The sequence below is a fragment of the Pseudomonas sp. ADAK7 genome, assembly GCF_012935675.1.
Taxonomy (GTDB): domain Bacteria; phylum Pseudomonadota; class Gammaproteobacteria; order Pseudomonadales; family Pseudomonadaceae; genus Aquipseudomonas.
The window spans coordinates 6,907,230-6,933,166 of sequence record NZ_CP052861.1; the positions used below are offsets into that span (position 1 = coordinate 6,907,230).

At 60.0% G+C, this 25,937-nt stretch carries 19 protein-coding genes; 8 read left to right on the forward strand and 11 right to left on the reverse strand.

Annotation, left to right across the window (positions count from 1 at the left end; genetic code table 11):
• Positions 1-342: 342 nt before the first annotated feature.
• Positions 343-684: a DUF6124 family protein gene (locus HKK53_RS31550; protein ID WP_169373999.1), complete on the reverse strand. Its 342-nt coding sequence runs from the start codon at positions 682-684 to the stop codon at positions 343-345.
• A gap of 129 nt (positions 685-813) precedes the next feature.
• Here HKK53_RS31550 and HKK53_RS31555 point away from each other — a divergent pair, with 129 nt between their 5' ends.
• Positions 814-1,464: a LexA family protein gene (locus HKK53_RS31555; protein WP_169374000.1), complete on the forward strand. Its 651-nt coding sequence runs from the start codon at positions 814-816 to the stop codon at positions 1,462-1,464.
• 39 nt (positions 1,465-1,503) lie between these two features.
• On the opposite strand, the gene HKK53_RS31560 is transcribed toward HKK53_RS31555, so the two are convergent.
• From HKK53_RS31560 to HKK53_RS31575, 4 genes are read right to left on the reverse strand one after another with little or no spacing between them, the layout of a single operon-like run.
• On the reverse strand, positions 1,504-3,453 hold the full coding sequence (locus HKK53_RS31560) for an acetyl/propionyl/methylcrotonyl-CoA carboxylase subunit alpha (protein WP_169374001.1): 1,950 nt from the start codon (positions 3,451-3,453) through the stop codon (positions 1,504-1,506).
• The gene (locus HKK53_RS31565) at positions 3,453-4,265 is read right to left on the reverse strand and encodes a gamma-carboxygeranoyl-CoA hydratase (protein WP_169374002.1); all 813 of its coding nucleotides are present in this window, start codon (positions 4,263-4,265) and stop codon (positions 3,453-3,455) included. Before HKK53_RS31565 ends, HKK53_RS31560 begins: the two co-directional genes overlap by 1 nt.
• 13 nt (positions 4,266-4,278) lie before the next feature.
• The gene (locus tag HKK53_RS31570) at positions 4,279-5,886 is read right to left on the reverse strand and encodes a carboxyl transferase domain-containing protein (protein WP_169374003.1); all 1,608 of its coding nucleotides are present in this window, start codon (positions 5,884-5,886) and stop codon (positions 4,279-4,281) included.
• 12 nt (positions 5,887-5,898) lie between these two features.
• Entirely contained in the window at positions 5,899-7,062 is a 1,164-nt protein-coding gene (locus HKK53_RS31575) for an isovaleryl-CoA dehydrogenase (RefSeq protein WP_169374004.1), read from the reverse strand.
• A 177-nt stretch (positions 7,063-7,239) separates the two neighbouring features.
• Between HKK53_RS31575 and HKK53_RS31580 the strand changes: the two genes are divergently transcribed.
• Positions 7,240-8,934 carry an AMP-binding protein gene (locus tag HKK53_RS31580; protein ID WP_169374005.1) on the forward strand — a complete coding sequence of 565 codons (1,695 nt, stop codon included), beginning with the start codon at positions 7,240-7,242 and terminating at the stop codon, positions 8,932-8,934.
• A gap of 658 nt (positions 8,935-9,592) precedes the next feature.
• Here HKK53_RS31580 and HKK53_RS31585 read toward each other — a convergent pair.
• The 3 genes from HKK53_RS31585 to HKK53_RS31595 all read right to left on the reverse strand — a co-directional run bounded on the left by HKK53_RS31585 (position 9,593) and on the right by HKK53_RS31595 (position 12,205).
• A complete protein-coding gene (locus tag HKK53_RS31585; RefSeq protein ID WP_169374006.1) occupies positions 9,593-10,492 on the reverse strand; it encodes a hydroxymethylglutaryl-CoA lyase in 900 nt (299 codons plus the stop codon).
• A 146-nt stretch (positions 10,493-10,638) separates the two neighbouring features.
• Positions 10,639-11,040: a MerR family transcriptional regulator gene (locus tag HKK53_RS31590; protein ID WP_133838710.1), complete on the reverse strand. Its 402-nt coding sequence runs from the start codon at positions 11,038-11,040 to the stop codon at positions 10,639-10,641.
• 235 nt (positions 11,041-11,275) lie between these two features.
• Positions 11,276-12,205 carry a LysR family transcriptional regulator gene (locus HKK53_RS31595; RefSeq protein ID WP_133838709.1) on the reverse strand — a complete coding sequence of 310 codons (930 nt, stop codon included), beginning with the start codon at positions 12,203-12,205 and terminating at the stop codon, positions 11,276-11,278.
• A 166-nt stretch (positions 12,206-12,371) separates the two neighbouring features.
• On the opposite strand from HKK53_RS31595, the gene HKK53_RS31600 reads away from it, so the two are divergent.
• A complete protein-coding gene (locus tag HKK53_RS31600) occupies positions 12,372-13,601 on the forward strand; it encodes an acyl-CoA dehydrogenase (protein WP_169374007.1) in 1,230 nt (409 codons plus the stop codon).
• Between the two features lie 84 nt (positions 13,602-13,685).
• On the opposite strand, the gene HKK53_RS31605 is transcribed toward HKK53_RS31600, so the two are convergent.
• The 3 genes from HKK53_RS31605 to xthA form a co-directional block, all read right to left on the reverse strand.
• Positions 13,686-14,861 carry a hypothetical protein gene (locus HKK53_RS31605; RefSeq protein ID WP_169374008.1) on the reverse strand — a complete coding sequence of 392 codons (1,176 nt, stop codon included), beginning with the start codon at positions 14,859-14,861 and terminating at the stop codon, positions 13,686-13,688.
• A gap of 194 nt (positions 14,862-15,055) precedes the next feature.
• The gene (locus HKK53_RS31610) at positions 15,056-16,396 is read right to left on the reverse strand and encodes a substrate-binding domain-containing protein (protein WP_169374009.1); all 1,341 of its coding nucleotides are present in this window, start codon (positions 16,394-16,396) and stop codon (positions 15,056-15,058) included.
• 193 nt (positions 16,397-16,589) lie between these two features.
• Positions 16,590-17,402: an exodeoxyribonuclease III gene (xthA, locus tag HKK53_RS31615; RefSeq protein ID WP_169374010.1), complete on the reverse strand. Its 813-nt coding sequence runs from the start codon at positions 17,400-17,402 to the stop codon at positions 16,590-16,592.
• 229 nt (positions 17,403-17,631) lie between these two features.
• Here xthA and HKK53_RS31620 point away from each other — a divergent pair, with 229 nt between their 5' ends.
• The 5 genes from HKK53_RS31620 (at position 17,632) to HKK53_RS31640 (ending at position 25,923) form a co-directional block, all read left to right on the forward strand.
• Positions 17,632-18,282, forward strand: a complete 651-nt coding sequence (locus HKK53_RS31620) for a GNAT family N-acetyltransferase (protein ID WP_169374011.1) — start codon at positions 17,632-17,634, stop codon at positions 18,280-18,282.
• A gap of 65 nt (positions 18,283-18,347) precedes the next feature.
• A complete protein-coding gene (locus HKK53_RS31625; RefSeq protein ID WP_169374012.1) occupies positions 18,348-20,075 on the forward strand; it encodes an autotransporter assembly complex protein TamA in 1,728 nt (575 codons plus the stop codon).
• Complete coding sequence (locus HKK53_RS31630) at positions 20,072-23,740, forward strand: translocation/assembly module TamB domain-containing protein (protein WP_169374013.1); 3,669 nt, start codon at positions 20,072-20,074, stop codon at positions 23,738-23,740. Before HKK53_RS31625 ends, HKK53_RS31630 begins: the two co-directional genes overlap by 4 nt.
• 243 nt (positions 23,741-23,983) lie before the next feature.
• Positions 23,984-24,457 carry a MarR family winged helix-turn-helix transcriptional regulator gene (locus HKK53_RS31635; protein WP_169374014.1) on the forward strand — a complete coding sequence of 158 codons (474 nt, stop codon included), beginning with the start codon at positions 23,984-23,986 and terminating at the stop codon, positions 24,455-24,457.
• Positions 24,454-25,923, forward strand: a complete 1,470-nt coding sequence (locus tag HKK53_RS31640) for an efflux transporter outer membrane subunit (protein ID WP_169374015.1) — start codon at positions 24,454-24,456, stop codon at positions 25,921-25,923. The genes HKK53_RS31635 and HKK53_RS31640 overlap by 4 nt, the downstream gene beginning before the upstream one ends.
• Positions 25,924-25,937: the final 14 nt, after the last annotated feature.

Here is a 25,937-nt window from a genome sequence, read left to right on the forward strand (position 1 = left end):
CTAATTTGGATTAGTTTGGCCCAATGCTGGCGGGGTTCTCTTGCCAACAGACATTCTTTTGATATCATGCCGGCCAATCGAATTCGCAGCACCTACAGTCTTCATTAGCCTGAAGCCAAAGCCAGAATAACTGGCAAAAAAAGACCCGGCAAAAAGCCGGGTCAAAAACCGTGATTAGCCTGATGAGGAGATAGTCCAGGAGACCGACCTAAGGTCCTCTGGTCCATCGACTGATCTCGCGACCAGCTGCATGCAATAATAATCATTCTCGTTTGCAAGTCAAATGATTTTATCTGTGCGATGGGGAAAATCTTTCCTGTCCTCCTTGAAAACCAATCCGTCTCAGTCGTTCTGATCGCCATCCAAGGATCGGTCGACCATCGCCTGCGCCATATCAATCATGTGCACCACCGAAAACGCCAGTGCCCGGTTTGCGCCTTGCAGGTTGTCGGCCGATTCCTGTGCGGTCGCGGCGGCGCAGCGCAGCAGATCGGACGCATGAACCAGCGCCTCTTCACTGCTGACGTTGCGGTTGACGTCGAAAAAACGTGCCGGGACTGCCACTTCTGAAACAGCTGGTTTCAAGTAATAGTCCAGTGCCCGTTGGGCGGCGGCAGTGCCTTTTGGCGAGGTGAAGGTGGTGTCGAACTGCATGTCGGGCGTGTCGTGGCTGGGCATGGTCATGATGAAGGTGAACTCCGTGATAGATTCAGATCCGTGAATCCATCCTAGTACGTACTGTATTTGTGACGAGAATTTAAATACTACAATTTGTGTTTTGAGGGTCGGAGTCCCCCACGTATCGTGCCGCACATGGATAAATGGATTGAATTGGTCAAGGCCAAAATGAGTGAACTCAAAGTCACTCAAGACGAACTCGCAGATCGCCTCGGGATGTCCCAGGGCGGCGTCGGCCACTGGCTGAACAAACGCCGCGACCCCGGCGTCGTCAACATGAACCGTGTGTTGAAGGCGCTGGGCATGGACTTTCTCGAAGTGGCGCTGGTGATCCGCGAACCACTCATTCTCGAAGAGGAGGAGATGCCTCTGGCGTTGAAGTACAACCCGTACTTCCGCTACCCGGTCAGTGACTGGAAGGAGCCGGCGCAGGTGCGCGATGGTGAGCTGACGGTGTATCGCAAGGAGGAACGCTTCGAGCTGACCGACTACCACGCCCAGGGCCCGGCTTTCTGGCTGAGTGTGGTGGGCGATGCGATGACCGCGCCGACTGGCATCAGCATTGCCGAGGGCATGATGATCCTGGTGGACCCGGCCATTGTGCCGGAGCCCGGAAAACTGGTGATCGCCCAATGGCCGGACAGCGCCGAGGCGACCTTTCGCAAACTGATCGAAGAGGGCGGGCAGCGTTACCTGGTCCCGCTCAATCCGACCTATCCGAAGGCTCTGTTCACCGACGAGTGCCGAATTATCGGCGTAGTGGTGCAGGCAACCGCCAAATTCTAATCAGATCGGTCCTCGCAATGCGTAGGACCGATCGTCATTTCACGCTTCTTCCAACTCCACCAACGCACTGCCTTCGCTGACCATTTCGCCTTCCTGGCAATACAGCGCCTTGATCACCCCTGCATGGGGCGCACGAATGCTGTGCTCCATCTTCATCGCTTCCAGCACCACCAGTTGCGCCCCGGCTTCGACCGTTTGCCCGGCCTCCACCAGCACCCGCACGATGCTGCCATTCATGGGCGCGGTCAGGCCGCCCTGATGGCTGTGACTGGATTCGACGGCTGTAATCGGGTCGTAAGTCTCTACCCGGCGCAATTCACCTTCCCATTGCAGGTACAGGCTGTCGCCACGGCGGATAGCCCGATGCTGACGACGCAAGCCATTGTGCTCGGTCAGCAACTGTTCGCCCTTGAGTTGCGCGGTGGTCACTTCGCCCAAGGTCAATGCGCGATCCTGGCCTTCGCAACTTAAATGCAGGGTGATTTCTTTCGGCAATCCGGCGCGGAAACCACTGTTAATAGCCCACGGCGAACTGGGATCATCCGCACGCGACTGCGACGGTTGACCCTGCGCAAACGCCTGTGCCGCCGCTTGCCAGAACTCATCACTGAGCTCGGCAGGCGCTGGCAGCAACTGCTCCTGATAACGAGGAATGAACCCGGTATCCAGCTCCGCCGCGGCAAAAGCCGGATGACCGACGATCCGCCGCAGGAAGTTGATATTGGTCTTGAGCCCGCCGATGGCAAATTCATCGAGCATGCTCAACAACCGCAAACGCGCCTGTTCACGATCCTCGCCCCAGGCAATCAGCTTACCGAGCATCGGGTCATAGAACGGCGAAATCTCATCACCTTCCTCGACGCCGCTGTCCACCCGGCGCCCCGGCCCTTCCGCCGATTCGCGATACAACTCCAGCCGCCCTGTAGCCGGCAGGAAATCATTGCCCGGGTCTTCGGCGTACAAGCGCACTTCGATGGCGTGACCCATCAGCGGCACCTGTTCCTGTGTCATCGGCAGCACTTCACCCCGCGCCACACGAATCTGCCAGGCCACCAGGTCCAGGCCAGTAATGGCTTCGGTGACTGGGTGCTCAACTTGCAGGCGCGTATTCATCTCCATAAAGAAGAACTCGCCGCGCGAATCCAGCAGAAACTCCACCGTGCCGGCACCGACGTAACCAATGGCCTGTGCCGAACGCACCGCCGCTTCGCCCATGGCCCGCCGCAGTTCTGCGCTCAAACCTGGAGCTGGCGCTTCTTCGACGACTTTCTGGTGTCGGCGCTGGATCGAACAATCCCGTTCATTCAGGTACAGGCAGTTGCCGTGTTGATCGGCGAACACCTGGATTTCCACATGGCGCGGCTTGAGCAGGTATTTTTCCACCAGCATCCGCGAATCGCCGAACGAGGATTGCGCCTCCCGCTGGGCTGAGGCCAGGGCTTCGGCCAGTTGGCTGACGTCCTCGACCACTTTCATGCCTTTACCGCCGCCACCGGCCGTGGCCTTGAGCAGCACCGGATACCCGATGCGTTCGCAGGCGTCGCGGAAGGTGTCGAGGTCCTGGGCTTCGCCGTGATAGCCCGGCACCAGCGGCACGCCAGCGGTTTCCATCAAAGCCTTGGCCGCAGATTTACTGCCCATGGCGTCGATGGCCGAGGCGGGCGGGCCTAGGAAGATCAGGCCGGCGGCTTCAATCGCGCGGGCGAACCCGGCGTTCTCCGAGAGAAAACCGTAACCCGGATGGATCGCCTGGGCGCCACTGGCTTGGGCGGCAGCGATCAGTTTGTCGATTTGCAGGTAACTGTCGGCGGCTTTGCTGCCACCGAGGTCCACGCGGATATCCGCTTCACGGCTATGCCGGGCGTCACGGTCGGTGGCGCTGTGCACGGCGACGGTGGTCAGGCCCAAGGCTTTGGCGGTGCGCATCACGCGACAGGCAATCTCGCCGCGGTTGGCCACCAGCAGGGTGGTGAGAACAGGTGCGCTCATCAACGCGGCTCCTTGGTGGTTTCGGCTTGCCAGTTCGGCGGACGTTTTTGCAGGAAAGCGCGCAGGCCTTCCTGGCCTTCAGGGCTGACCCGAATGCGCGCGATAGCGTTTTCGGTGTAGCGCCGCAACGCCGGGGTCAGTGCACCGTGGCCGACTTCACGCAGCAAGTCCTTGCTGGCGCGCATCGCGGCCGGGCTGTTGAGCAGCAGGTTGTCGATCCACTGCTCGACCTTCTGCTCCAGTTCCGCAATCGGATAACTCTCCGACAACAAACCGATTTCCCGCGCCCGTTGTCCGCCAAATCGCTCAGCGGTCAGCGCATAGCGCCGTGCCGCACGCTCGCCGATGGCTTGCACCACGAACGGGCTGATCACCGCTGGCGCCAGGCCGATGCGCACTTCCGACATACAGAACTGCGCGTCATCGGCGCCAATCGCCATGTCGCAGCAACTGATCAGGCCCAACGCGCCGCCATACGCCGCGCCTTGCACCACGGCCAGGGTCGGGATTTTCAGCTTGGCGAGGTTGTACATCAGCTCCGCCAGTTCCCGGGCGTCGTCGAGGTTGGTGTGGTAATCGAGCTCGGCCGATTGCTGCATCCAGGCCAGGTCGGCGCCGGCGCTGAAATGCTTGCCGCGTCCGCGCACCAACAGGAATCTCAGGCTGGCGTCGCCCGAGACTTTGTCCAGAGCGAGGATCAGTTCGCGGATCATTTCGGCGTTGAACGCATTGTTCTTCGCTTCACGGCTGAGCCACAGGGTCGCGAAACCCCGCGGGTCGGTCAGCAGTTCGAGGGTGTTGAAGTCACTCATCATTTTCTCCCGATCACATCCGGAACACGCCGAAGCGGCTCGGTTCGATTGGTGCGTTCAGCGACGCGGACAAAGCCAGGGCCAGGACATCCCGGGTCTGCGCCGGGTCGATGACGCCGTCGTCCCACAGTCGCGCGCTGGAGTAGTAGGGGTGACCCTGCTCTTCGTATTGATCGAGGATCGGCTGCTTGATCTCGGCTTCCTGTTCGGCGCTGAAGGCCTGGCCACTGCGTTCAGCCTGTTCGCGCTTGACCTGCACCAGTACGCCGGCGGCCTGTTCGGCGCCCATCACGCCGATGCGCGCATTCGGCCACATCCACAGGAAACGCGGATCGTAGGCCCGCCCGCACATCCCATAGTTACCGGCACCGAAGCTGCCACCGATGATTACGGTGAATTTTGGCACCTTGGCGCACGCCACGGCGGTTACCAGTTTGGCGCCGTGCTTGGCGATGCCGCCGGCCTCGTATTTCTGGCCGACCATGAAGCCGGTGATGTTCTGCAGGAACAGCAACGGGATGCCGCGCTGGCAGGCTAGTTCGATAAAGTGCGCGCCTTTCTGCGCGGCTTCGGCGAACAGGATGCCGTTGTTGGCAAGGATCGCGATCGGGTAACCGTGCAGGTGGGCAAAGCCGCAGACCAGCGTGGTCCCGAATAACGCTTTGAATTCGTCGAACACCGAACCGTCGACCAATCGCGCAATCACTTCGCGCACATCAAACGGCTGCTTGGCGTCGGCCGAAACCACGCCATATAACTCGTCGCTGCCGTACAGCGGCGCAATCGGCGCACGTTGTTGCAGTTCGCCGAGCTTGCGCCAGTTGAGGTTGGCGATGCTGCGTCGGGCAATGGCCAGGGCGTGTTCATCGCTCTCGGCGTAATGGTCGGCGACTCCGGAAATCTTGCAGTGCACATCGGCCCCGCCAAGGTCTTCGGCGCTGACCACTTCACCGGTGGCGGCTTTCACCAGCGGTGGGCCGGCGAGGAAAATCGTCGCTTGATTGCGCACCATAATCGCTTCATCGGCCATCGCCGGTACGTAAGCGCCGCCAGCGGTGCACGAGCCCATGACCACGGCAATCTGCGGAATGCCCATGGCGCTCATGTTGGCCTGGTTGAAGAAGATCCGCCCGAAGTGCTCGCGGTCCGGGAACACTTCATCCTGACGCGGCAAGTTGGCGCCGCCGGAGTCCACCAGGTAGATGCAGGGCAAGCGGTTCTGCTGGGCGATAGTTTGGGCGCGCAGGTGTTTTTTCACGGTCAGCGGGTAGTACGAGCCACCTTTCACTGTGGCATCGTTGGCGACGATCATGCATTCGACGCCTTCCACGCGGCCGATCCCGGCAATCACGCCCGCCGCAGGCACGTCTTCGCCGTACACCGCGTAAGCCGCGAGTTGGCTGATTTCCAGGAATGGCGAGCCCGGATCGAGCAAACGATTGATCCGCTCGCGAGGCAACAGTTTGCCCCGCGACGTGTGGCGTTCTTGCGCCTTCGGACCGCCACCTTGCTGCACTTGGGCGAGCAAGGTGTGCAGGGCGTCGACCTGGGTGAGCATCGCCGCGCTGTTGGCGGCGAACTCCGCCGAACGGGGGTTGAGCTGGGTATGCAGGATAGCCATGGACAGCTCCGTTTAGCGGGTTTCGTTGAACAGTTCGCGACCGATCAACATGCGACGAATCTCACTGGTGCCAGCGCCGATTTCGTACAGCTTGGCGTCACGCAGCAGACGACCGGCCGGGAATTCGTTGATGTAGCCGTTGCCGCCGAGAATCTGGATCGCGTCGAGGGCCATTTGCGTGGCGCGTTCGGCGCTGTAGAGGATCACGCCCGCCGCATCCTTGCGCGTGGTTTCGCCGCGCTCGCAGGCCTGGGCCACCGCGTAGAGATAGGCGCGACTGGCGTTGAGCTGGGTGTACATGTCAGCGACTTTGCCCTGGATCAGCTGGAATTCGCCGATGCTTTGGCCGAACTGTTTGCGGTCGTGGATGTACGGCACGATCAGGTCCATGCACGACTGCATGATCCCGGTAGGGCCGCCCGAGAGCACGACACGCTCGTAATCGAGGCCGCTCATCAGCACTTTCACGCCGCCGTTGAGCACGCCGAGGATGTTTTCTTCCGGCACTTCGACGTCATCGAAGAACAGCTCGCAAGTGTTGGAACCGCGCATGCCGAGCTTGTCGAACTTGTTGCTGCGGCTGAAGCCTTTGGAGTCGCGTTCGACGATAAATGCGGTGATGCCGTGGGGGCCTTTTTCCAGGTCGGTCTTGGCGTAGATCACGTAGGTGTTGGCGTCGGGGCCGTTGGTGATCCAGGTTTTGCTGCCGTTAAGAACGTAGTGATCGCCGCGCTTGTCGGCGCGCAATTTCATCGAGACCACGTCGGAACCGGCATTCGGCTCGCTCATGGCCAAGGCGCCGATGTGCTCGCCGCTGATCAGTTTCGGCAGGTATTTGCTTTTCTGTTCGTGATTGCCGTTGCGGTTGATCTGGTTGACGCAAAGGTTGGAATGCGCGCCGTAGGACAACGCCACCGAGGCCGAGCCACGGCTGATTTCTTCCATGATCACTACGTGCGCCAGGTAACCCAGGCCAGCGCCGCCGTACTCTTCCGGCACGGTGACGCCAAGCAGGCCCATGTCACCGAATTTGCGCCACAGGTCCGCGGGGAACAGGTTGTCGATGTCGATCTGGGCCGCGCGCGGGGCGATCTCCTTGGCGACGAAGGACTGAACCTGATCGCGTAGCATGTCGATGGTTTCACCGAGGGCGAAGTTCAGGGATGGGTAGCTCATGGGTCACCTTTTGGCTTTTTTGTAGGGTAGGGAGGGCAGTGATTCGGCTCTCACCTTTACGTTAACGTAAGCCTGTGACGAATGGCTGTCAATCACCCTTTACGTTAACGTCAACTTGAGCGAGAGTAGGGCCACATTTTCTGTATCAACCCACTAATAAAGACAATAGGGGTCGTCATGGATCAACCCAGTGCAAACCCGCAGCGCAGCTATACCCGCGGTTCCCAGGACAAAGCCTTACTGGCGATGACCATCGGCGAGAAGTTCGATCAGACGGTCGCGCAATACCCGGACGGAGAAGCGCTGGTCGTGCGCCATCAACAGCTGCGCTACACCTGGCAGCAACTGGCCGACGCCGTGGACCTGCACGCCCGGGCATTGCTGGCGCTGGGCTTGCAGGCCGGCGACCGCCTCGGCATCTGGGCACCGAACTGCGCGCAGTGGTGCATCAGCCAGTTCGCCAGCGCGAAGATCGGCGTGATCCTGGTCAACATCAACCCGGCCTATCGCAGCTCCGAACTCGAATACGTACTGAAGCAGTCCGGCTGCCAATGGCTGGTCTGCGCCGGGGCCTTCAAAACCTCCGATTACCACGGAATGCTGCAAGGCCTGGCGCCTGAATTGGCCGAACAATCCATCGGCCAACTGCAAAGCGAACGCCTGCCGGACCTGCGTGGCGTCATCAGCCTCGACGCACAGCCGCCATCGGGTTTCCTGCCGTGGTCGCAACTGGCCGATCTGGCGGCCAGCGTCTCGGTCGAACAGCTGGACGAACGCCAGCACAGCCTGCATTTCGACCAGCCGGTAAACATCCAGTACACCTCCGGCACCACCGGTTTCCCCAAGGGCGCGACCCTCAGTCACTACAACATTCTCAACAACGGTTACATGGTCGGCGGAAGCCTGGGCCTGGGCGCCGATGATCGGCTGGTGATCCCGGTGCCGCTGTACCACTGCTTCGGCATGGTCATGGGCAACCTCGGCTGCATCACCCACGGCAGCACCATGATTTACCCCAACGATGCCTTCGATCCGCTGCTGACCCTGACCACCGTCGCCGAAGAAAAAGCCACCGCGCTCTACGGCGTGCCGACCATGTTTATCGCCATGCTCGATCAGCCGCAACGCGCGCAGTTCGATCTGTCGACCCTGCGCACCGGGATCATGGCGGGCGCGACCTGCCCGATCGAGGTGATGCGCCGGGTGATCAATGAAATGCACATGAGCGAAGTGCAGATTGCCTACGGCATGACGGAAACCAGTCCGGTGTCTTTGCAGACCGGTCCGTCAGACGAACTGGAATTGCGCGTGACCACCGTCGGCCGCACCCAGCCGCAACTGGAAAGCAAAATAATCGACGAGGCCGGCAACCTGGTGCCGCGCGGCACGATTGGCGAACTGTGTACTCGGGGCTACAGCGTGATGCTCGGCTACTGGAACAACCCGCAAGGCACGGCCGAGGCGATCGATCAGGCCGGATGGATGCACACCGGCGACCTGGCGAGCATGGATGAAGAGGGTTACGTGTGCATCGCCGGGCGCAACAAGGACATGATCATCCGCGGCGGCGAGAACGTTTACCCGCGGGAGCTGGAAGAGTTCTTCTTTACCCACCCGGCGGTGGCGGATGTGCAGGTGATCGGCATTCCGTGCTCGCGCTACGGCGAAGAGATCGTCGCCTGGATCAAATTCCACCCCGGCCACAGCGCCACCGAAGACGAGCTGAAAACCTGGTGCAAGTCGCGTATCGCGCACTTCAAGACACCGCGGTATTTCAAGTTCGTCGAAGAGTTTCCGATGACGGTGACGGGCAAGATTCAGAAGTTTCGGATGCGCGAGATCAGTATCGAGGAGCTCAAAGCGATACCGTAGGAGCGAGGCTTGGCCCGCAAAGAACGATGACGCGGTTTTCCTGTTAGATCGGGGCGTTCCCTTCGCGGGCAAGCTTCGCTCTGACAGGAGCCGGTTTTGCTGAATGCCAGAAAGCACAAAGGGGAGCCGAAGCTCCCCTTTAATTTTCGTTGCGCGTGCTCTTTTTTTATTATTGAGGGGCGGTCTATTGTTGTTTTTGGCAACCGTGGCCCTTTACCGCTGTTTTTGTCGATCCCCATCCGGGATCAAGAGCAAACGTATTTTTTTGAGCGCTGATCTACTTTTTCGCCAAGCGATCCAACCAGTTCGGGAGCTACCTGAAGGTAGTTTTATTGTTCTCTGCCCGGTTGCGGGTTACTCCGAAAAGCACCCTGAAAAGCACACCTTCTCCAAAAAAATCTGTTAGCTGCGTCTCTGCCGTGTTGTTCTTGTTATGTCAGAGTCGTTACGTCTTATTTTTATTGGTTTGCTGCTTTTTATTCTTGTTATGCCATAGAGATAGCAGGAGCCGTGCCAACTTTAAAAACACCTTTAAAATCAATGATTTGAGATTTTGCAGTATTTTTCCCTCAGCTCAAACTCGACAATTTGTTTCCGTGTTACTCGTTTTGTACCCGCACTCCAGACACAGCGGTAACACCCGGACACATCGACGCTGTTACTGGGCGCTGCGCGCCTTGGCCACGCGCGAACCGGTCGGGCGCCCCAGTACCGTGCAAATCTGTTGGCCCGCGAGAATCAAGGCGTCCAGGTCGATTCCGGTCTGGATACCCAGGCCATTGAGCAGGTACACCACGTCTTCGGTGGCAACGTTACCGCTGGCGCCCTTGGCGTATGGGCAGCCGCCGAGGCCGGCGATAGAGCTGTCGAACACCGCGATGCCTTCCAGCAGGCTGGCGTAGATATTGGCCATGGCCTGGCCGTAGGTGTCGTGGAAATGCCCGGCCAGTTTGTCTCGCGGCACCTCTTTTGAAACCACTTCAAACATCGTGCGGGTCGCGCCAGCAGTGCCGGTGCCGATGGTGTCGCCCAGGGACACCTCGTAGCAGCCCATCGCATACAACTCTCGGGCGACCAGGGCGACTTGCTCCGGCGCGACGTGACCTTCGTAAGGGCAACCCAACACGCACGACACGTAACCGCGCACGCTCACGCCATGTTGCTTGGCCGCGTCCATGATCGGCACGAACCGCGCCAGGCTTTCGCTGATCGAGCAGTTGATGTTGCGCTGGGAAAACGCTTCGGAGGCGGCGGCGAACACCGCGACTTCCTTGACCCCGGCGGCGATCGCGTCCTCGAACCCACGCAGGTTCGGCGCCAGGGCGCCGTAAGTCACGCCGGGCTTGCGCTGGATCTGCGCGAAGACCTCGGCGGAACCCGCCATTTGCGGCACCCACTTGGGCGAGACGAAACTGCCGACTTCTATATAGCCCAGGCCGGCGGCGCTCAAGGCATCGACCAGCCGCACCTTGTCCGCGACGCTGATGGGCTGGGCTTCGTTTTGCAGACCGTCGCGGGGGCCGACTTCGATCAAGCGTACGTGGGTGGGGAGGGACATAACAATTCACCTGTCTGTTAGAGATCGTTCCCACGCTCTGCGTGGGAATGCCTCAATGGACGCTCTGCGTCCGCTTCGGTAGGGACGCGGAGCGTCCCGGGCTGCATTCCCACGCGGAGCGTGGGAACGATCAATTGCGTGAGGCTTTATTGAACCGGTTGCTGGCTTTTGATCGTCTGTTCCAGCGCCTGGGTGCAGCGCTCTTGCGCGGTGTCCAGTTCCAGCTTCATCTGTTCGATGTCGAGCATCTGCTGCTCCAACTGATCACGACGTTCGGCGATTTTGGTCAGCATGGTTTGCAGCTGTTTTTGATTACCGCCGGTGGGGTCGTAGAGTTCGATCAGCTCGCGGCATTCGGCCAGGGAAAAACCGATGCGCTTGCCCCGCAGGATCAGTTTCAGGCTGACCTTGTCCCGGGGCGAATAGATGCGTTCCTGGCCTCGGCGCTCGGGGCTGAGCAGGCCTTGCTCTTCATAAAAGCGGATGGCCCGGGTGGTGATGTCGAGCTCGCGGGCGAGGTCGGAAATGCTGTAGGTCTGGCTGCTCATGGGCGCGCTCGAAAAAGGTCATGGCGCTAAGCTAATGGCAGGTTGACGTTTACGTCAAGGGGCAGGGGTTTTTGGTGTGGCTGATGGCCTATTCGCGGGCAAGCCTCGCTCCTACAGGTCTGGTGTCGTACCCGGAATTTCGGCGCAACCCACATCCTGTAGGAGCGAGGCTTGCCCGCGAAGAACGATAACGCGGTCTTCCGGGTACACCGCGTCCATTCCATCGCGAGCGCGCCTACGCTTTATCGAGCTTCTTCTCATGCGCCGTTACCTGCTGGCACAACTCGATCATCTGCTCGCGCATCCAGCGGTTGGCCGGGTCCTGGTCGGTGCTTTCGTGCCAGTAGAGGTGGGTTTCCACCGGCGGCACGTCGTTGACCGGCAGGTTGAACGCGTGCAGGTCATGCCGACGGGCAAAACGCTCCGGCACGGTCATGACCATGTCGGTCTGCTGCAACACCTGGGACGCCATCAAGTAATGCTGGGAACGCAGGGCGATCTTGCGCTGAATCCCCATTTTCCCCAACGCGAGGTCAACATGCCCCAGGCCACTGCGGCGGCTGGAAATATGGATATGGGTCAGGGACAGGTAATCATCGAGGCTGAATTTCTCCTTGCCCGCCAGCGGATGGCCCTTGCGCATGGCGCACACGTAACGGTCTTCCATCAACTTGACGTGGCGCACTTGCGGGTCGGTGTTGAGCGGCGCATCCACGGCAAAATCCAGGCGCCCGGCCGCCAGTTCCTTGGTGGTTTCGCGGCGCTTGGACAGGAAACTTTCGATAATCACCGCCGGCGCGAGGCGGCGCAGGCGCTGGAACAGCGGCGGCAGGATCACCGCCTCGGTGAGGTCGGTCATGCTGATGCGGTAGGTCTTGACCGCTTGCAACGGGTTGAAGATGCGGCTTTCCTGCACCGACACCCGCAGCAAGGAAAGAGCGTTGCGCACCGGGCCGATGATGTTCTGGGCCATCGGCGTCGGCACCATGCCCTGGGCGGTGCGTACGAACAAAGGGTCGTTGAAGGTCTCGCGCAGGCGGGCCAGAGCGTTCGAGACCGCAGGCTGGGTAATGCCGACAATCTGCCCGGCGCGGGTCAGGTTGGCTTCGGTGTAGATCGCGTCGAAGACGATGAAAAGGTTGAGGTCGACCTTGCTCAGATTCATTACGCGGCTCTCTTGTTGTAGGGGCGTTTTTGGCCTTGATGATCAGCCGATCATATATCGGTGATGAATGTTAATACACGCTGAGAATAGGCTAGGTAAATTTTCGTAGCTGTTCTAGCATCGATCGCATGACCTAAACAACCTCTGCCCAAGAAGGTAATTGCTCATGGATTTCGCTTATTCGCCCAAGGTTCAGGAACTGCGTGAGCGCGTGACCGCGTTCATGGACAGCTACGTTTATCCCGCTGAAGCCGTGTTCGAGCGTCAGGTCGCCGAAGGCGATCGCTGGCAGCCGACGGCGATCATGGAAGAGCTCAAACTCAAGGCCAAGGCCGAAGGTTTGTGGAACCTGTTTCTGCCCGAGTCCGAACTCGGCGCCGGCCTGACCAACCTCGAATACGCACCCCTGGCCGAAATCATGGGCCGCTCGCTGCTCGGTCCCGAGCCGTTCAACTGCTCGGCGCCGGACACCGGCAACATGGAAGTGCTGGTGCGTTACGCCAACGAAGAACAGAAGCAGCGTTACCTCGAACCGCTGTTGCGCGGCGAGATTCGCTCGGCGTTCGCCATGACCGAGCCGGATGTGGCTTCGTCCGACGCCACCAACATGGCCGCCCGCGCCGTGCGTGATGGCAACGAGTGGGTGATCAACGGCAAGAAATGGTGGACCTCAGGCGCTTGCGACCCACGCTGCAAGATCCTGATCTTTATGGGCCTGAGCGATCCCGATGCACCGCGCCACGCCCAGCACTCGATGATTCTGGTGCCGGTGGATACCCCCGGCGTGAAAATCGTCCGTCCGCTGCCGGTGTTCGGTTATGACGATGCACCCCACGGTCACGCCGAAGTGTTGTTTGAAAATGTCCGGGTGCCGTACGAAAACGTTCTGTTGGGCGAAGGACGCGGCTTCGAAATCGCTCAAGGTCGCCTTGGCCCAGGCCGGATTCACCACTGCATGCGCTCGATCGGCATGGCCGAGCGTGCGCTGGAATTGATGTGCAAGCGTGCAGTCAGCCGAACCGCATTCGGCAAACCGTTGGCGCGACTCGGCGGCAATATCGACAAGATTGCCGACTCGCGGATGGAAATCGACATGGCGCGGCTGCTGACGTTGAAAGCGGCGTACATGATGGACACCGTGGGCAACAAGATTGCGAAAAGCGAAATCGCGCAGATCAAAGTCGTCGCACCGAACGTGGCCTTGCGCGTGATTGATCGGGCGATCCAGATCCATGGCGGGGCCGGGGTATCCAATGATTTCCCGTTGGCCTACATGTACGCCATGCAACGCACCCTGCGCCTGGCCGACGGCCCGGACGAAGTGCACCGCGCGGCGATTGGCAAGTTTGAGATTGGTAAATATGTGCCGAAAGAGATGATGCGTAGCGGGCATTAAGCGTGCAAAGGCTGTGATTTCTACACGTTCAATGTAGTCATCACAGCCCATTTGCCGGTGACCCAGGAAGGTTGTTTCAGAACCTTAGCGTTGCACACCGCATAGCACTGCATTCCCCGAATTGTTCCTGTTACCAACAATGATGATTCGATTAGCTTGAAGAGTCAGGTCATATGGAATACCGGCTAGCAATCCTTTGATCCAGCCATTATTACCGAACCCGGAATCAAGAGAGCCATCGGCATTCAGTCGTCCCCAAGCCATTTGGGAAGGGAAGCCTGGGGTCCAGCCAGCGGCAACTATCTTTCCGTCATCCGGCTGCACCGTCACTGTTCTCCAAGAGCCATTTGCATGGCCGAGATCAATCAATACCTCGCTCCCATTGTTGAAAGTCAGATCGGGTGCGCCGTCAATATCGAACCTCATTATTAACGCTTTCCCATTGCTGAAGCCTGCACATACCAATTTGCCGTCGGGCTGGACAATCATTTGTTCAAGCCAATAGCGACCTGGTTGCGAATCAAAATACACATAACCGTCAGTACCAAAACTTGTATCGAGAGACCCAGTCGTTTCATAGCGTGAAAGCACAATTCGTTCAATGTCTAACCAATAGCTACCGCCGACGACTATCTTCCCATTTGGCTGAACGGCCACGCTGTGCATATTGCTGTAGCCTTCGCCGTAGCTGATTTTGATGTGCCCTTGCTCTCCAAAGTCTTTATCTATAGCACCTGCCGTCGTTAATCGCGTCAATTGACCGTTGCGCGCTGACATCCCTGCATCTTCCGTGCGCTGGCTGAGAATCAGTATTTTTCGATCCAGTTGAATGCACCCATCGGAAGGATAGGCGTTGTTCGAAAACGCTGGCAGGGGTAATGAGACACGCCCGAAAGCAAGGTTGGGTGTGCCGTTTTCATTCAGTAGCGTTACAGCGGGAATTCCCTCATCGGCAAAGGTAATGTCGCCGATAACCAGAATATTGTTACCGCTCAGTATCAGTCTGCGGGGAATGGAATTCCTTCCCTCCTGAAACTGCCATCTAAAAACGCCGCCTTCTCCAAAGGAGGTGTCCGGTGAGCCGTCTGGGTGAACACGATAAATTTCAAAGTGGCTGTCATTGTGAATGGCGTAAATCAGCATGCCATTTGCGGTCGAGACGACGGAGTGGGTGACCGCATTTTCAGGTCCTTCGACGAAACCGCGAAAACCGAAGTTTCTGTCAATATCGCCTGCTATCAGGGGAATGTGGCTGCTCATGGTGGTTTTCCTACGCTAGTGGCCGCGTCACCGAATTCACCTGCTTTAGGCCGGAGTTGACAGGTCAGTATTGAAACTGAGTATCGGGTCGCAGCGAGGAAAGCAGCATCTGTAAAAATTGACAGTTTTAAATTCTTTGTGGGCCATTTTTGTGACTTTGAGAGCCAGGGGCGCAGATGTGCGTCCGAGCCTGGTTAATACACCCAAACCTCAACCCGCCGATTTTTGATCCGCCCCTCATCCGCACTATTCGCCGCCACCGGCATCTCGGCGCCAAAGCCGCGAATCTCGCGAAACACCACGCCGCTTTTCACCAATTCCCGCCGCACCGCCATCGCCCGCAGTTTCGACAGCAGGTCGGCCCGCGCCGGATCGCTCTTGGCATCGCCAAATCCCACCAGCGTTACCTCGCGGTTGCTCTTGTCGTGCTGCTTTATATAGTCGAGCACCCGCGAGAGATCCTGCCGGGCCTTGTTATCCAGGCTTGCGCTGCCTTCTTCGAAGCGAAAATTCACGGTCAAGCGCTGGGCATGCCGGCTCAGGGCCTGATAACCCTCGGGCATCAGCGCATTCGGCGTGACGGCCATCGCCTGTACGGTCTGTGCGATAAAGCCGTTGGCCGCGACAATCGCCTGGCCCTTGTTGCTTTGGGCGAATGCCACCAACGCCTCGGCCCAGGGATTTTTGCTGTTGGGCGGCAGGTAAAAGAACAGTCGTCGGGACAGCGGATAGTCTTCGGTGGCAATCAAACTGTTGAGCGGCAACATCGCCTGGGATTGCCCGTCGACGATGGCCACAGCTTTGGCCTGGCGCACGTAGGGCAGGCCGATAAAACCGATACCTTGCGGATCGAGGCTGACCGCATCGGACAATTGCTCGCTGGATTCGAAACGTTTTGCCGCGCTGCTCAGACTTTTCCCACGCCGGCTGAGGACCAATTCCTTAAACGTATCGTAAGTGCCCGACTGATCGTCCCGCGCATACAGATGAATCGTCCCACCGACCCCGCCGAGTTCTTCCCACGTGCTGGCCTCGCCGCTGAAGATCCGCGCCAGTTGTTCGGTATTGAGCTGGTTCAGCGGATTTTGCGGATGGAGGATGATTGCCAGGCCATCGATGGCGATGACTTGCTCGGCAGTGGGGCTTTTCAGGTCACCCAGGGATTTGAGGTCCGCCAGTTCGCTGTCCTTGATCGGCCGCGAAGAGGCGGCCAAGTCAGCGGAAGCGTTTTTCAGTGCGGTAAAACCAGTGCTGGAACCGTGGGCCGCGACTTCGATCACCACCCGCCGACCCTCGGCTGTTTGCCCGACGATCCTTTGTTCGTTGGCTTTGTCCGGGGTTTCGCTGTGGACCTTGAGCAGGCCTTGTTCGCGCATCAACCCTTCGACCAGCGCCGGGCCGAGATCCGCGCCAATGGTGTTGGAGCCCTGGATGCGCAGCACCGTCCCGTGGTCGGGTGTCGGCAAATCGACGGCCAACGCCGTGAATGGCAACACTGCGCAGAGCATCGACAGGAACAACACGCGCAGGGTCATGCCGGCACCTTATGAGGACATGGAAAGTGCCGGGAGAATAAGTCAGTAAGGTTTCAGAAAGATGACGCCGATCGTTCCCACGCTCCGCGTGGGAATGCATCCCGTGACGCTCTGCGTCACATCCAACAGCGGAACGCGGAGCGTCCCTGGCGGCATTCCCACGCAGAGCATGGGAACGATCAGTCGAACCGGATCAGCTCAATTCAAGCCAGATCGGCGCATGATCCGACGGTTTTTCCATCGCACGCAAATCGTAATCCACCCCGGCGTCCTTCACCCGTGGCATCAAGCCGTGGGAGGCCATGATCACGTCAATCCGCAGCCCGCGTTTTGGCTCGTCTTCAAACCCGCGACTGCGGTAGTCGAACCAGCTGAAACGATCGGCCACGTCCGGGTTCAAGTGACGGAAACTGTCCACCAGGCCCCAGTTCTTCAGGCGCGCCATCCACTCGCGTTCTTCCGGCAGGAAGCTGCACTTGCCGGTTTTCAGCCAGCGTTTCATGTTGTCCGGGCCGATGCCGATGTCGCAGTCTTCCGGGGAAATGTTCACGTCGCCCATCACCACCAGCGGCTGCTCGTTGGTGAACTGGCTTTCCAGCAGCTGCTGTAAATCGTTGTAGAAACGCTGCTTGGCCGGGAATTTAGTCGGGTGATCGCGGCTTTCGCCCTGGGGGAAATAGCCGTTCATGATCGTCACCGGCACGCCATTGGCGTCGGCGAACGTGCCCCAGATGAAGCGCCGTTGAGCGTCTTCTTCATCGGTGGCAAAGCCTTTATGCAGGGCAATCGGTTCCTGGCGCGAGAGCAGGGCAACGCCGTAATGACCCTTTTGCCCGTGAAAATACACGTGGTAGCCCAGGGCCTGGACCTCGGCCAGCGGGAACTGGTCGTCGTGGACCTTGGTTTCCTGCAGGCCGATGACGTCCGGTTGATGCTTTTCAATCAGCGCCGCCAGCTGATGCGGGCGAGCGCGCAGCCCGTTGATGTTGAAGGAGACGATCTTCATGGTCGGCAGTCCTGGCAAAAGGGCGATGCTAGCTGACATGTAGGAATGGGGCCAGTGTTGGGGTGAGGGGATTCGTGTTTGGCGGTCGGTTATGGTCTATACCTGTGTGGGATCGGTCTGCTCCACGCCGCAACACTGATTCGGATCAGAAAGGAACTGTGCCAGCGCTATAGGCTCGTAACCAGAAGAGTGCCGTCATTTGAACGGTGCCCCGGGGAGAATTACCGATATGCCTGAAACCTCGACCGCCATCGCCGATATCCACATGCTCGACAGCGGCTACTCCCGCGAAGCGCGCTCCTTGCTGTATCAGGCTTACCGCCACGAGCCGACCTTCGGCTACCTGTTCGAAGCCGAGCGCCCCGGATACGAACAACGGGTGCGCGCCACCGTGCGCGAACTGGTCAAACAACATTTTCTCCAGGATTTGCCGGCCATTGGCCTGCTGGTCAACGACCGCTTGATCGGCATCGCCCTGATCGCGCCGCCGCAACGCCGTTTGGGCATCACCGAAAGCTGGGCCTGGCGCCTGCGCATGGTGCTCAGCACCGGTTTTCGCTGCACCCGGCGCTACCTCGAATACCACGAAGCCGTCAGCGCCTGCGCGCCTTCCGATGCGGTGCACGTACTGCCATTGCTGGGGATTCACCCGCAATTCCAGGGCAAACACTTCGGCGAACAACTGCTGCAAGCCGTCCACAACTGGTGCGCCGTGGATGAAAACTCTCAAGGCGTGATCCTCGACACCGGGAATCCTCGTTATCTGGAGTTCTATAAGCGTCAGGGCTATGAGGAAATCGGCGAAGTGGCGGTAGGACCGATCCGCGAGCATGTGTTTTTTCACGCCAATCCGCAGGTGTTACAAACCGCAACGGCATAAAGGTAGAACTTTCACCGCACGCCAGGCTCTATCACGCTCCCAAGCTCGTGATAGCATCCGCGCCTATGAAGTTTCCAGGAAGATTTACCAGTGGCGTGCTCATGCTGTTATCCAGCTGCACGGCACTGGCGCAAAGTGAATTGGCTGTGCGGATCAAACCGTCCAACGATGAACTGAAAGCCAATATAGAGGGCTATATCGGCAGCCTCGGCGATCGTGACGAAGAAGCTTTGCTGCGCTTCAGTCGCGGCGCCGAAGAACAGGCGCGCAAGGCCGCCCAGGCCTTGGGTTATTACCAGCCGCAGATCGACAGCGAAGTGAAGGGCGGCAAGACCCCGCGCCTGACCCTGAACATCGACCCCGGCGAACCGATCCATTTGCGCAACGTCACCGTGCGCATCGACGGGCCCGCCGCCTCACTCAAATCCTTTCGCAAGCCGCCGCCGGAATTGCTCAAGCCGGGCGCGGTGCTCAATCACGGTCACTACGAAGACGCCAAGCGCCTGATCCAGAACCAGGCCTCGCGCTTCGGCTTTTTCAGCGGACGCTTCACCAGCCAGAAACTATTGGTGGACCCGCGTGCCGGCGTCGCCGACGTCGAACTGAGCTACGACAGCGGCCCGCGCTACGCCCTGGGCAAAGTCACGTTCGAAGGCGACACGCCGTTCGACGAAGACCTGCTGCAACGCATGGTCCCATTCAAGGCTGGCGCGCCATACGACTCGGAACTGATCGCCGAACTCAATCAGGCGCTGCAATCGAGCGGCTATTTCGAAGGCGTGCGCGTGGACGCGGCACCGACCGCGTCCAAGGACGACGTGATTCCGGTCGCGGTCAAACTCGACACCCGCAAGCCGCGCACCATGGGCCTCGGTCTGGGCTATTCCACCGACGTCGGCCCGCGCATCAAGGCCAACTGGACCCGGCACTGGGTCAACCCGCAAGGCGACAGCTATGGCTGGGAAGCCGAACTGTCGGCGCCACGGCAGAACGTCGGGGTGTTCTACGACATTCCTCTGGACCCGCCGCTCACCGACAAACTGCGCTGGGCCGCCGGCTATCAATATGAAGAAATCGCCGACACCGACAGCCTGAGCAAGCTGCTGACCCTCGGCCCCGAGTGGCACAGCAAGTTGCCCAGCGGCTGGCAACGGGTGGTGTCGCTGAAATGGCAACGCGAGGAATACACCCTCGGCGATGACTCGGGCCTGAGCACGTTGCTGATGCCGGGCGTCAGTTATTCCTATCTGAAAAGCGACAACCGCATCGACCCGCACAACGGCTATCGCCTGACTTTCGAAACCAAAGTCGCCAAGGAAGGACTGGGGTCGGACACCAACCTGCTTTACGGCACCGCGCTGGTCAAAGGCCTGACCACGGTGTTCGATAAACACCGTTTCCTCGGGCGGGTGCAGGTCGGCGGCAGCGCCACCAACGGCTACAAATCGGTGCCGCCGTCCCTGCGCTTCTTCGCTGGCGGCGATCAGAGCGTGCGCGGTTACGACTACCAGAGCCTGTCCCCGGAAAACTCCGAGGGCGACCGCATCGGCGGCCGCTACATGATTGCCGGCAGCGTCGAATATCAATATTCCATCGCCGAAAAATGGCGAGTCGCGACGTTCATCGACCAGGGCAACTCCTTCAACACACTCGAACTGCCGAACCTCAAGACCGGCGTCGGTATCGGCGTGCGCTGGGTCTCGCCGGTGGGGCCGATCCGCCTCGACCTGGCCCATGCGATGGATGACGACGGCGGCATTCGACTGCACTTTTCCATGGGGCCTGAGCTGTGAAGCGTGGTTTGAAAATATCGCTGTTGGCGATTTTGTCGTTGCTGATGCTGATCGTATTGGCAGTGGCCACGGTGCTGGGCACGGCGACCGGCAGTCGCTGGGCGCTGGGGTTTGTACCGGGTCTGACGGTGGATAATTTCCAGGGTCGCTTGGGCGGGCAGTGGAGCGCCGATCATCTGTTGTGGCAGCAGGACAGCAGCCGGGTTGAGCTGAACAAGGTGATTTTCGCCTGGTCGCCGCTGTGCCTGATGCGCATGACCCTGTGCATCGAGCAATTGCAGGCCGATCAGGTCAGCCTGCAATTCCCGCCGGGTGCCGAGGAGGAAGGCAGCGGCCCGATTAAACTTCCGGACCTGAAACTGCCGCTGGCGATCGAGCTGGGCGACGTCAAGGTCGGCAGCCTGCTGTTCAACGGCAGCGAAGAACTCAAGGGCCTGCAACTGGCGGCGCACTGGAGCGAAAAGGGGATGCAGATTGATTCGGTGCAATTGCAGCGTGACGACCTGAGCCTGAACCTCTCCGGCTCGCTGCAACCCGGCGGTAACTGGCCGTTGAGTGCCGAAGGCAAACTGACCCTGGCCACCCCCGCGCCGTGGACCCTGGCCTTGAAAATCGATGGCGACCTGCTGAAAACCCTGAACCTCAAGGCCGACAGCAGCGGTTACCTCGACGGGCAGCTGACTGGCGAGCTGCAACCGCTGGCGGAAAACCTGCCGGCCAAGGTGCGGATCACCGCTGACGGCTTCAAGCCTGCCGCCGATCTGCCGGACACCCTGCAACTCAATCAGCTTGAACTCACCGGCGAAGGCGACCTGAAAAACGGTTATCAATTGCTGGGTAAAGCCACGTTGCCTGCCGAACAAGGCCCGGTCGCGCTGTTGCTGCAAGGCAAGGTCGACGCCAAGGGCGCGCAGATCGCCGGCCTCGACCTGACCGCCAACGACAAGCAAAGCCTCAAGCTCACCGGCAACCTCGACTGGAGCCAAGGCCTCAGCGCCCAAGCGAAGATCGACTGGCTGGACTTCCCGTGGCACCGCCTCTATCCGCTGATCGACGAGCCGCAAGTGGCGTTGCGCAGCTTCAACGGCGAAGTCTCCTACACCGACGGCAAATACCTCGGCAACTTTAAAGCAGCACTCGACGGCCCGGCTGGCGCGTTCAGCCTGAGCAGCCCGTTCGCCGGCGACCTGACGAAAATCTACCTGCAACAACTCCAGCTCGAAGCCGGGCAGGGCAAGGCCGAAGGTCACCTGAACCTGCAATTCGCCGATGGCATTGCCTGGGACACCGCGCTGGACCTGTCGGCGCTCAACCCGGCGTACTGGATGGCGGAATTGCCGGGCACGTTGGCCGGGCCGTTGCGCAGCAAAGGCGAAATGAAAAACGACCAGCTCAGCCTGAGCGCCGACCTCGATTTGAAAGGCAAACTGCGCGGCCAACCGGCGGTGATCCAGGCCAAGGCCGAGGGTGCCGGCGAGCAATGGAACCTCAACGCCTTGCAGATCCGCCTCGGCGACAACAGCATCAACGGCAAGGGCAGCCTGCAACAGAAACTCGCCGGGCAGATCGACATCAAAATGCCGCGCCTGGCCCAGCTCTGGCCGCAACTGCGCGGTCAGCTCAATGGTCGGGTCGATGTCGCCGGCACGCTTAAAGCGCCGCAAGGCAAGCTCGGGTTGCAAGGTTCGCAACTGGCCTTCGAAGACAATCGCCTGCAAAGCCTGAACCTCGACGCCACCCTCGACAGTGCCCAACGGGCGAAGATCGACCTCAAAGGCAGCGGCATTCAGGCCGGTGAAACCGCGCTGGGCACGTTGACCGCCAGCGGCCAGGGCGATATCAAGAACCAGAAACTCAGCCTCGACCTGCAAGGCCCGCAGCTGAAACTGGCGCTGGGCCTCGACGGTGCATTGGACAAGGGCAACTGGCGCGGACGTTTGGCCAGCGGCGATATTCAGGCCGGTGGTCAGGACTGGAAGCTGCAAGGCCCGGCCAAGCTTGAGCGATTGGCCGACGGCAAGATCAATTTCGGCGCCCATTGCTGGATGTCCGGCCCAGCCAGTTTGTGCGGCGAAGACCAGCGCCTGATGCCTGAACCGAAGCTGCGTTATCACCTCAAGCAATTCCCGATCGACAGCCTCGCCCAGTGGTTACCCAAGGACTTTGCCTGGAAGGGCAAGCTCAACGCCGACCTGCAACTCGATCTGCCGGCCAGCGGCCCCAACGGCCAGATCAGCATCGATGCCAGCGGCGGCACCTTGCGCATGAAAGACAAAGATCAGTGGCTGGACTTCCCGTACCAGACCCTGAAACTCACCAGCAAACTCACGCCCAAGCGCATCGACACCGACCTCAACTTCGTCGGTGGCAAGCTCGGCGAGTTGATGGTGCAGGCGCAGATCAACCCGCTGGCGAAGAACAAACCACTGACTGGCTCATTTCGCCTCAATGGCCTGGACCTGTCGGTGGCGCGGCCGTTTGTGCCGATGGTCGAGAAGCTTACCGGTCGCTTGAATGGCAGCGGCACCTTGTCCGGCGGGCTGCTGGCGCCGCTGGTCAACGGCAACCTGGTGCTCAGCGATGGCGAAGTGTCCGGGGCTGAATTGCCGATGGAGCTGCAAGCCTTGCAGCTGCAAGCAGTGATTGCCGGTGAATCCGTGCAATTGAACGGCGGCTGGAAAAGCGGCAAGAGCGGGCAGGGCAGTTTGAACGGCAACATCGCCTGGGGTCAGGCGCTGGTCGTCGATCTGGCGCTCAAAGGCACGCAATTACCGGTCACCGTCGAGCCCTACGCCAAGCTCGAAGTGGCGCCGGATCTGAAAATCTCGATGAAGGGCGACGAACTGGCCATCGCCGGCAAAGTGCTGGTGCCCAAGGGTGAAATCACCGTGCGTGAATTGCCGCCATCGACGGTCAAGGTTTCCGACGACACGATCATCGTCGGCGCGCAGACCGAACAAGGCAAACCGCCCATCGCCATGAAGATGGACATCGATGTGGTGGTCGGTGAGGACAAACTCAGCTTTGCCGGGTTTGGCCTGACGGCGAACCTGCAAGGTCATGTGCACATCGGCGACAACATGGACACCCGCGGCGAACTGTGGCTCAACGATGGTCGTTATCGCGCCTACGGTCAGCGCCTGACGGTGCGACGTGCGCGTTTGCTTTTTGCCGGGCCGCTGGATCAGCCGTACCTGGACATCGAAGCGATTCGTCAGACTGACGACGTGATCGCCGGCATTCGCTTGAGCGGCAGCGCCGAGCAGCCAACCACGCAAATCTTCTCCGAACCAGCCATGAGCCAGGAGCAGGCGCTGTCCTATCTGGTGCTCGGGCGTCCGTTGAGCACCACCGGCGAAGACAACAACATGCTCGCTCAAGCGGCGCTTGGGTTGGGCTTGATGGGCAGTTCCGGGGTGACCAGCGGTTTGGCCAAGGATTTGGGCATTCAAGACTTCCAGCTCGACACCCAGGGCAGCGGCGACGCTACCAGCGTGGTGGCCAGCGGCAACATCTCCGAGAAACTCAGTTTGCGTTATGGCGTTGGCGTGTTCGAGCCGGCGAGTACCATTGCGTTGCGCTACAAGCTGAGCAAAAAGGTTTACGTGGAAGTGGCCAGCGGCGTGGCTAGTTCACTGGACATCTTCTACAAACGGGATTTCTAACCCTCACGCCTGATCGTTCCCACGCTCCGCGTGGGAATGCCTCCCGGGACGCTCCGCGTTCCGCTCCTGGATCGTGACGCAGAGCGTCACTGGCTGCATTCCCACGCAGAGCGTGGGAACGATCAGTCACGCCGCCATTTATCAGCTAAATACAAAGCATCCTAACTATTACGTTGACATTCGCTGCCTAGGCAGTAACATCTCGACATACATTCTCTGCCTAGGCAGCTAATTGGTGGTCAGATGAAGCATTTCACCCCGGAACAATTCAAGCATTGCCATCTCGGCCTTTTGCTCGGCCGCGCCGCGCTGCTCAAGGACCGGATCATCGACACGCACATGGAACCCCACGGCATCACCGCCGCGCAGTTCAAAGTGCTGATCATCATGGCCCAGTTCGGTGTCGATACCCCGGCCGAACTCTGCCGCCACCTGTCCCTGGACAGCGGTTCGATGACGCGCATGCTCGATCGTCTGGAGCAGAAAGGTTTCCTCGCCCGCCAACGCTCCGAAGCCGACCGCCGACAAGTGCAACTGGTGCTGACCGAACTGGGCCAGCAACTGGCTGATCGCCTGCCGGACATCGGCGCCGATGCCATGAACGAACTGGCCGGCGCCATCACCCCGGACGAGTTGCAAACCCTGGAACAGATCCTGAAGAAAATCTTGGTGGCAGCCGGTGACTCGATCACCTTGCTGCGGGTAGGTGACAAATGAGCAGTAAAACCTTGCGTAGCGGCCTGAGCCTGGTGCTGGTGTCGATGATTTTGGCCGGCTGCGCCAGCTACAGCGGCCTGACCACCGAAGGCAAAAGCGTCGATGCGAAAACCCTCAAGGCCGGGCAATCCCTGAGCGGTGTGACCCTGTCGCCCGCTGCCTGGCCGAAAAGCGATTGGTGGAAAAGCCTCGGCGACCCACAACTCGACGGCCTGATCCGCGAAGCCCTGCACGACAGCCCGGACATGCAAATCGCCGAAGCCCGCGCCCATCAGGCCAGCGCCGCTGCGTATGCTGCCGACGCCGCGCGGATGCCGACCCTCGATGCCAGCGCCGGCATCAGCCGTTCGCGCCTGGCCAAGGATCAGGATCCACGCGGGCAGGGCGATGCCTACGCCACCGTGCGTAATATCAGCGCCAGTTTCAATTACAACTTCGATCTCTGGGGCGGTCAGCGTGACGCCTGGGAAGCCGCGTTGGGCCAGGCCCGCGCCGCCGAAGTCGATCAGCAAGCCGCGCAACTGACCTTGTCCGCCGACGTCGCTCGCGCCTACAGCGATCTGGGCCAGGCGCACATTGTTTATGACCTGGCCAACGAAGACCTCAAGCGCACCAAGCAAATGCTCGATCTGAGCCAGCGTCGCTTGAGTTCAGGGATCGACAGCCAGTACCAGTTCCAGCAAACCGAAAGCCTGGAAGCCAGTTCCGAAGCCAGCCTGATCGATGCCGAAAAACGCCTGAACAGCGCGAAAATCGCTCTGGCTGTGTTGCTCGGTAAAGGCCCGGATCGCGGCAACGAAATCGCCCGGCCGAACATTCTCCAGCCTGGCGCCGTGGCGTTGCCGTCGGTGCTGCCGGCCGAATTGCTCGGTCGTCGCCCGGACCTGGTGGCCGCGCGCTGGCGGGTCGAGGCCGCGAGCAAGGACATCGCCGCGAGCAAGACCCAGTTCTATCCCAACCTGAACCTTACCGCCGCGGCCGGTGCCGAATCCTTGTTGGGTGACGCGATGTTCGGTTCGGCCAGTCGCTTCTTCAATATCGCGCCGACCATCTCGGTGCCGATCTTCGACGGTGGCCGTTTGCGCGCCAACCTCGATGCCCGCGACGCCGACTATGACCTGGCGGTGGCGCAGTACAACAAGAGCCTGGTCAAGGCCCTGGGGGATGTCAGCGACACCATCAACCAGTTGCGCGATATCGGTCGGCAGATCGGTGCCCAGCAGCACGCCACCGAGATTGCCCAGGACTCTTACAACACCGTGGTCCAGCGCTACGGTTCCGGCATCGGCAATTACCTGGACGTGCTCAGCATCGAACAGCAATTGCTCCAGGCCCAGCGTCAACTGGCGGACCTGAATGCCGAGCAGATCGACCTGTCGATCCAACTGATGCAGGCGCTGGGTGGCGGCTTTCAAGCCGAAACCATCGCCTCGGCCAATCCAGCCCCAGCCAAGCTGAACAACTAATTCAAGGTACTTGT

What these genes read in the sequence shown, in the direction of transcription:
- HKK53_RS31585 (WP_169374006.1), bottom strand. Translation starts at nt 10,492, where the DNA reads ATGTCCCTCCCCACCCACGTACGCTTGATCGAAGTCGGCCCCCGCGAC.
- HKK53_RS31550 (WP_169373999.1), bottom strand. Translation starts at nt 684, where the DNA reads ATGACCATGCCCAGCCACGACACGCCCGACATGCAGTTCGACACCACC.
- HKK53_RS31595 (WP_133838709.1), bottom strand. Translation starts at nt 12,205, where the DNA reads ATGAATCTGAGCAAGGTCGACCTCAACCTTTTCATCGTCTTCGACGCG.
- HKK53_RS31560 (WP_169374001.1), bottom strand. Translation starts at nt 3,453, where the DNA reads ATGAGCGCACCTGTTCTCACCACCCTGCTGGTGGCCAACCGCGGCGAG.
- HKK53_RS31610 (WP_169374009.1), bottom strand. Translation starts at nt 16,396, where the DNA reads ATGACCCTGCGCGTGTTGTTCCTGTCGATGCTCTGCGCAGTGTTGCCA.
- HKK53_RS31580 (WP_169374005.1), top strand. Translation starts at nt 7,240, where the DNA reads ATGGATCAACCCAGTGCAAACCCGCAGCGCAGCTATACCCGCGGTTCC.
- HKK53_RS31600 (WP_169374007.1), top strand. Translation starts at nt 12,372, where the DNA reads ATGGATTTCGCTTATTCGCCCAAGGTTCAGGAACTGCGTGAGCGCGTG.
- HKK53_RS31565 (WP_169374002.1), bottom strand. Translation starts at nt 4,265, where the DNA reads ATGAGTGACTTCAACACCCTCGAACTGCTGACCGACCCGCGGGGTTTC.
- xthA (WP_169374010.1), bottom strand. Translation starts at nt 17,402, where the DNA reads ATGAAGATCGTCTCCTTCAACATCAACGGGCTGCGCGCTCGCCCGCAT.
- HKK53_RS31640 (WP_169374015.1), top strand. Translation starts at nt 24,454, where the DNA reads ATGAGCAGTAAAACCTTGCGTAGCGGCCTGAGCCTGGTGCTGGTGTCG.
- HKK53_RS31635 (WP_169374014.1), top strand. Translation starts at nt 23,984, where the DNA reads ATGAAGCATTTCACCCCGGAACAATTCAAGCATTGCCATCTCGGCCTT.
- HKK53_RS31570 (WP_169374003.1), bottom strand. Translation starts at nt 5,886, where the DNA reads ATGGCTATCCTGCATACCCAGCTCAACCCCCGTTCGGCGGAGTTCGCC.
- HKK53_RS31605 (WP_169374008.1), bottom strand. Translation starts at nt 14,861, where the DNA reads ATGAGCAGCCACATTCCCCTGATAGCAGGCGATATTGACAGAAACTTC.
- HKK53_RS31625 (WP_169374012.1), top strand. Translation starts at nt 18,348, where the DNA reads ATGAAGTTTCCAGGAAGATTTACCAGTGGCGTGCTCATGCTGTTATCC.
- HKK53_RS31575 (WP_169374004.1), bottom strand. Translation starts at nt 7,062, where the DNA reads ATGAGCTACCCATCCCTGAACTTCGCCCTCGGTGAAACCATCGACATG.
- HKK53_RS31555 (WP_169374000.1), top strand. Translation starts at nt 814, where the DNA reads ATGGATAAATGGATTGAATTGGTCAAGGCCAAAATGAGTGAACTCAAA.
- HKK53_RS31620 (WP_169374011.1), top strand. Translation starts at nt 17,632, where the DNA reads ATGCCTGAAACCTCGACCGCCATCGCCGATATCCACATGCTCGACAGC.
- HKK53_RS31590 (WP_133838710.1), bottom strand. Translation starts at nt 11,040, where the DNA reads ATGAGCAGCCAGACCTACAGCATTTCCGACCTCGCCCGCGAGCTCGAC.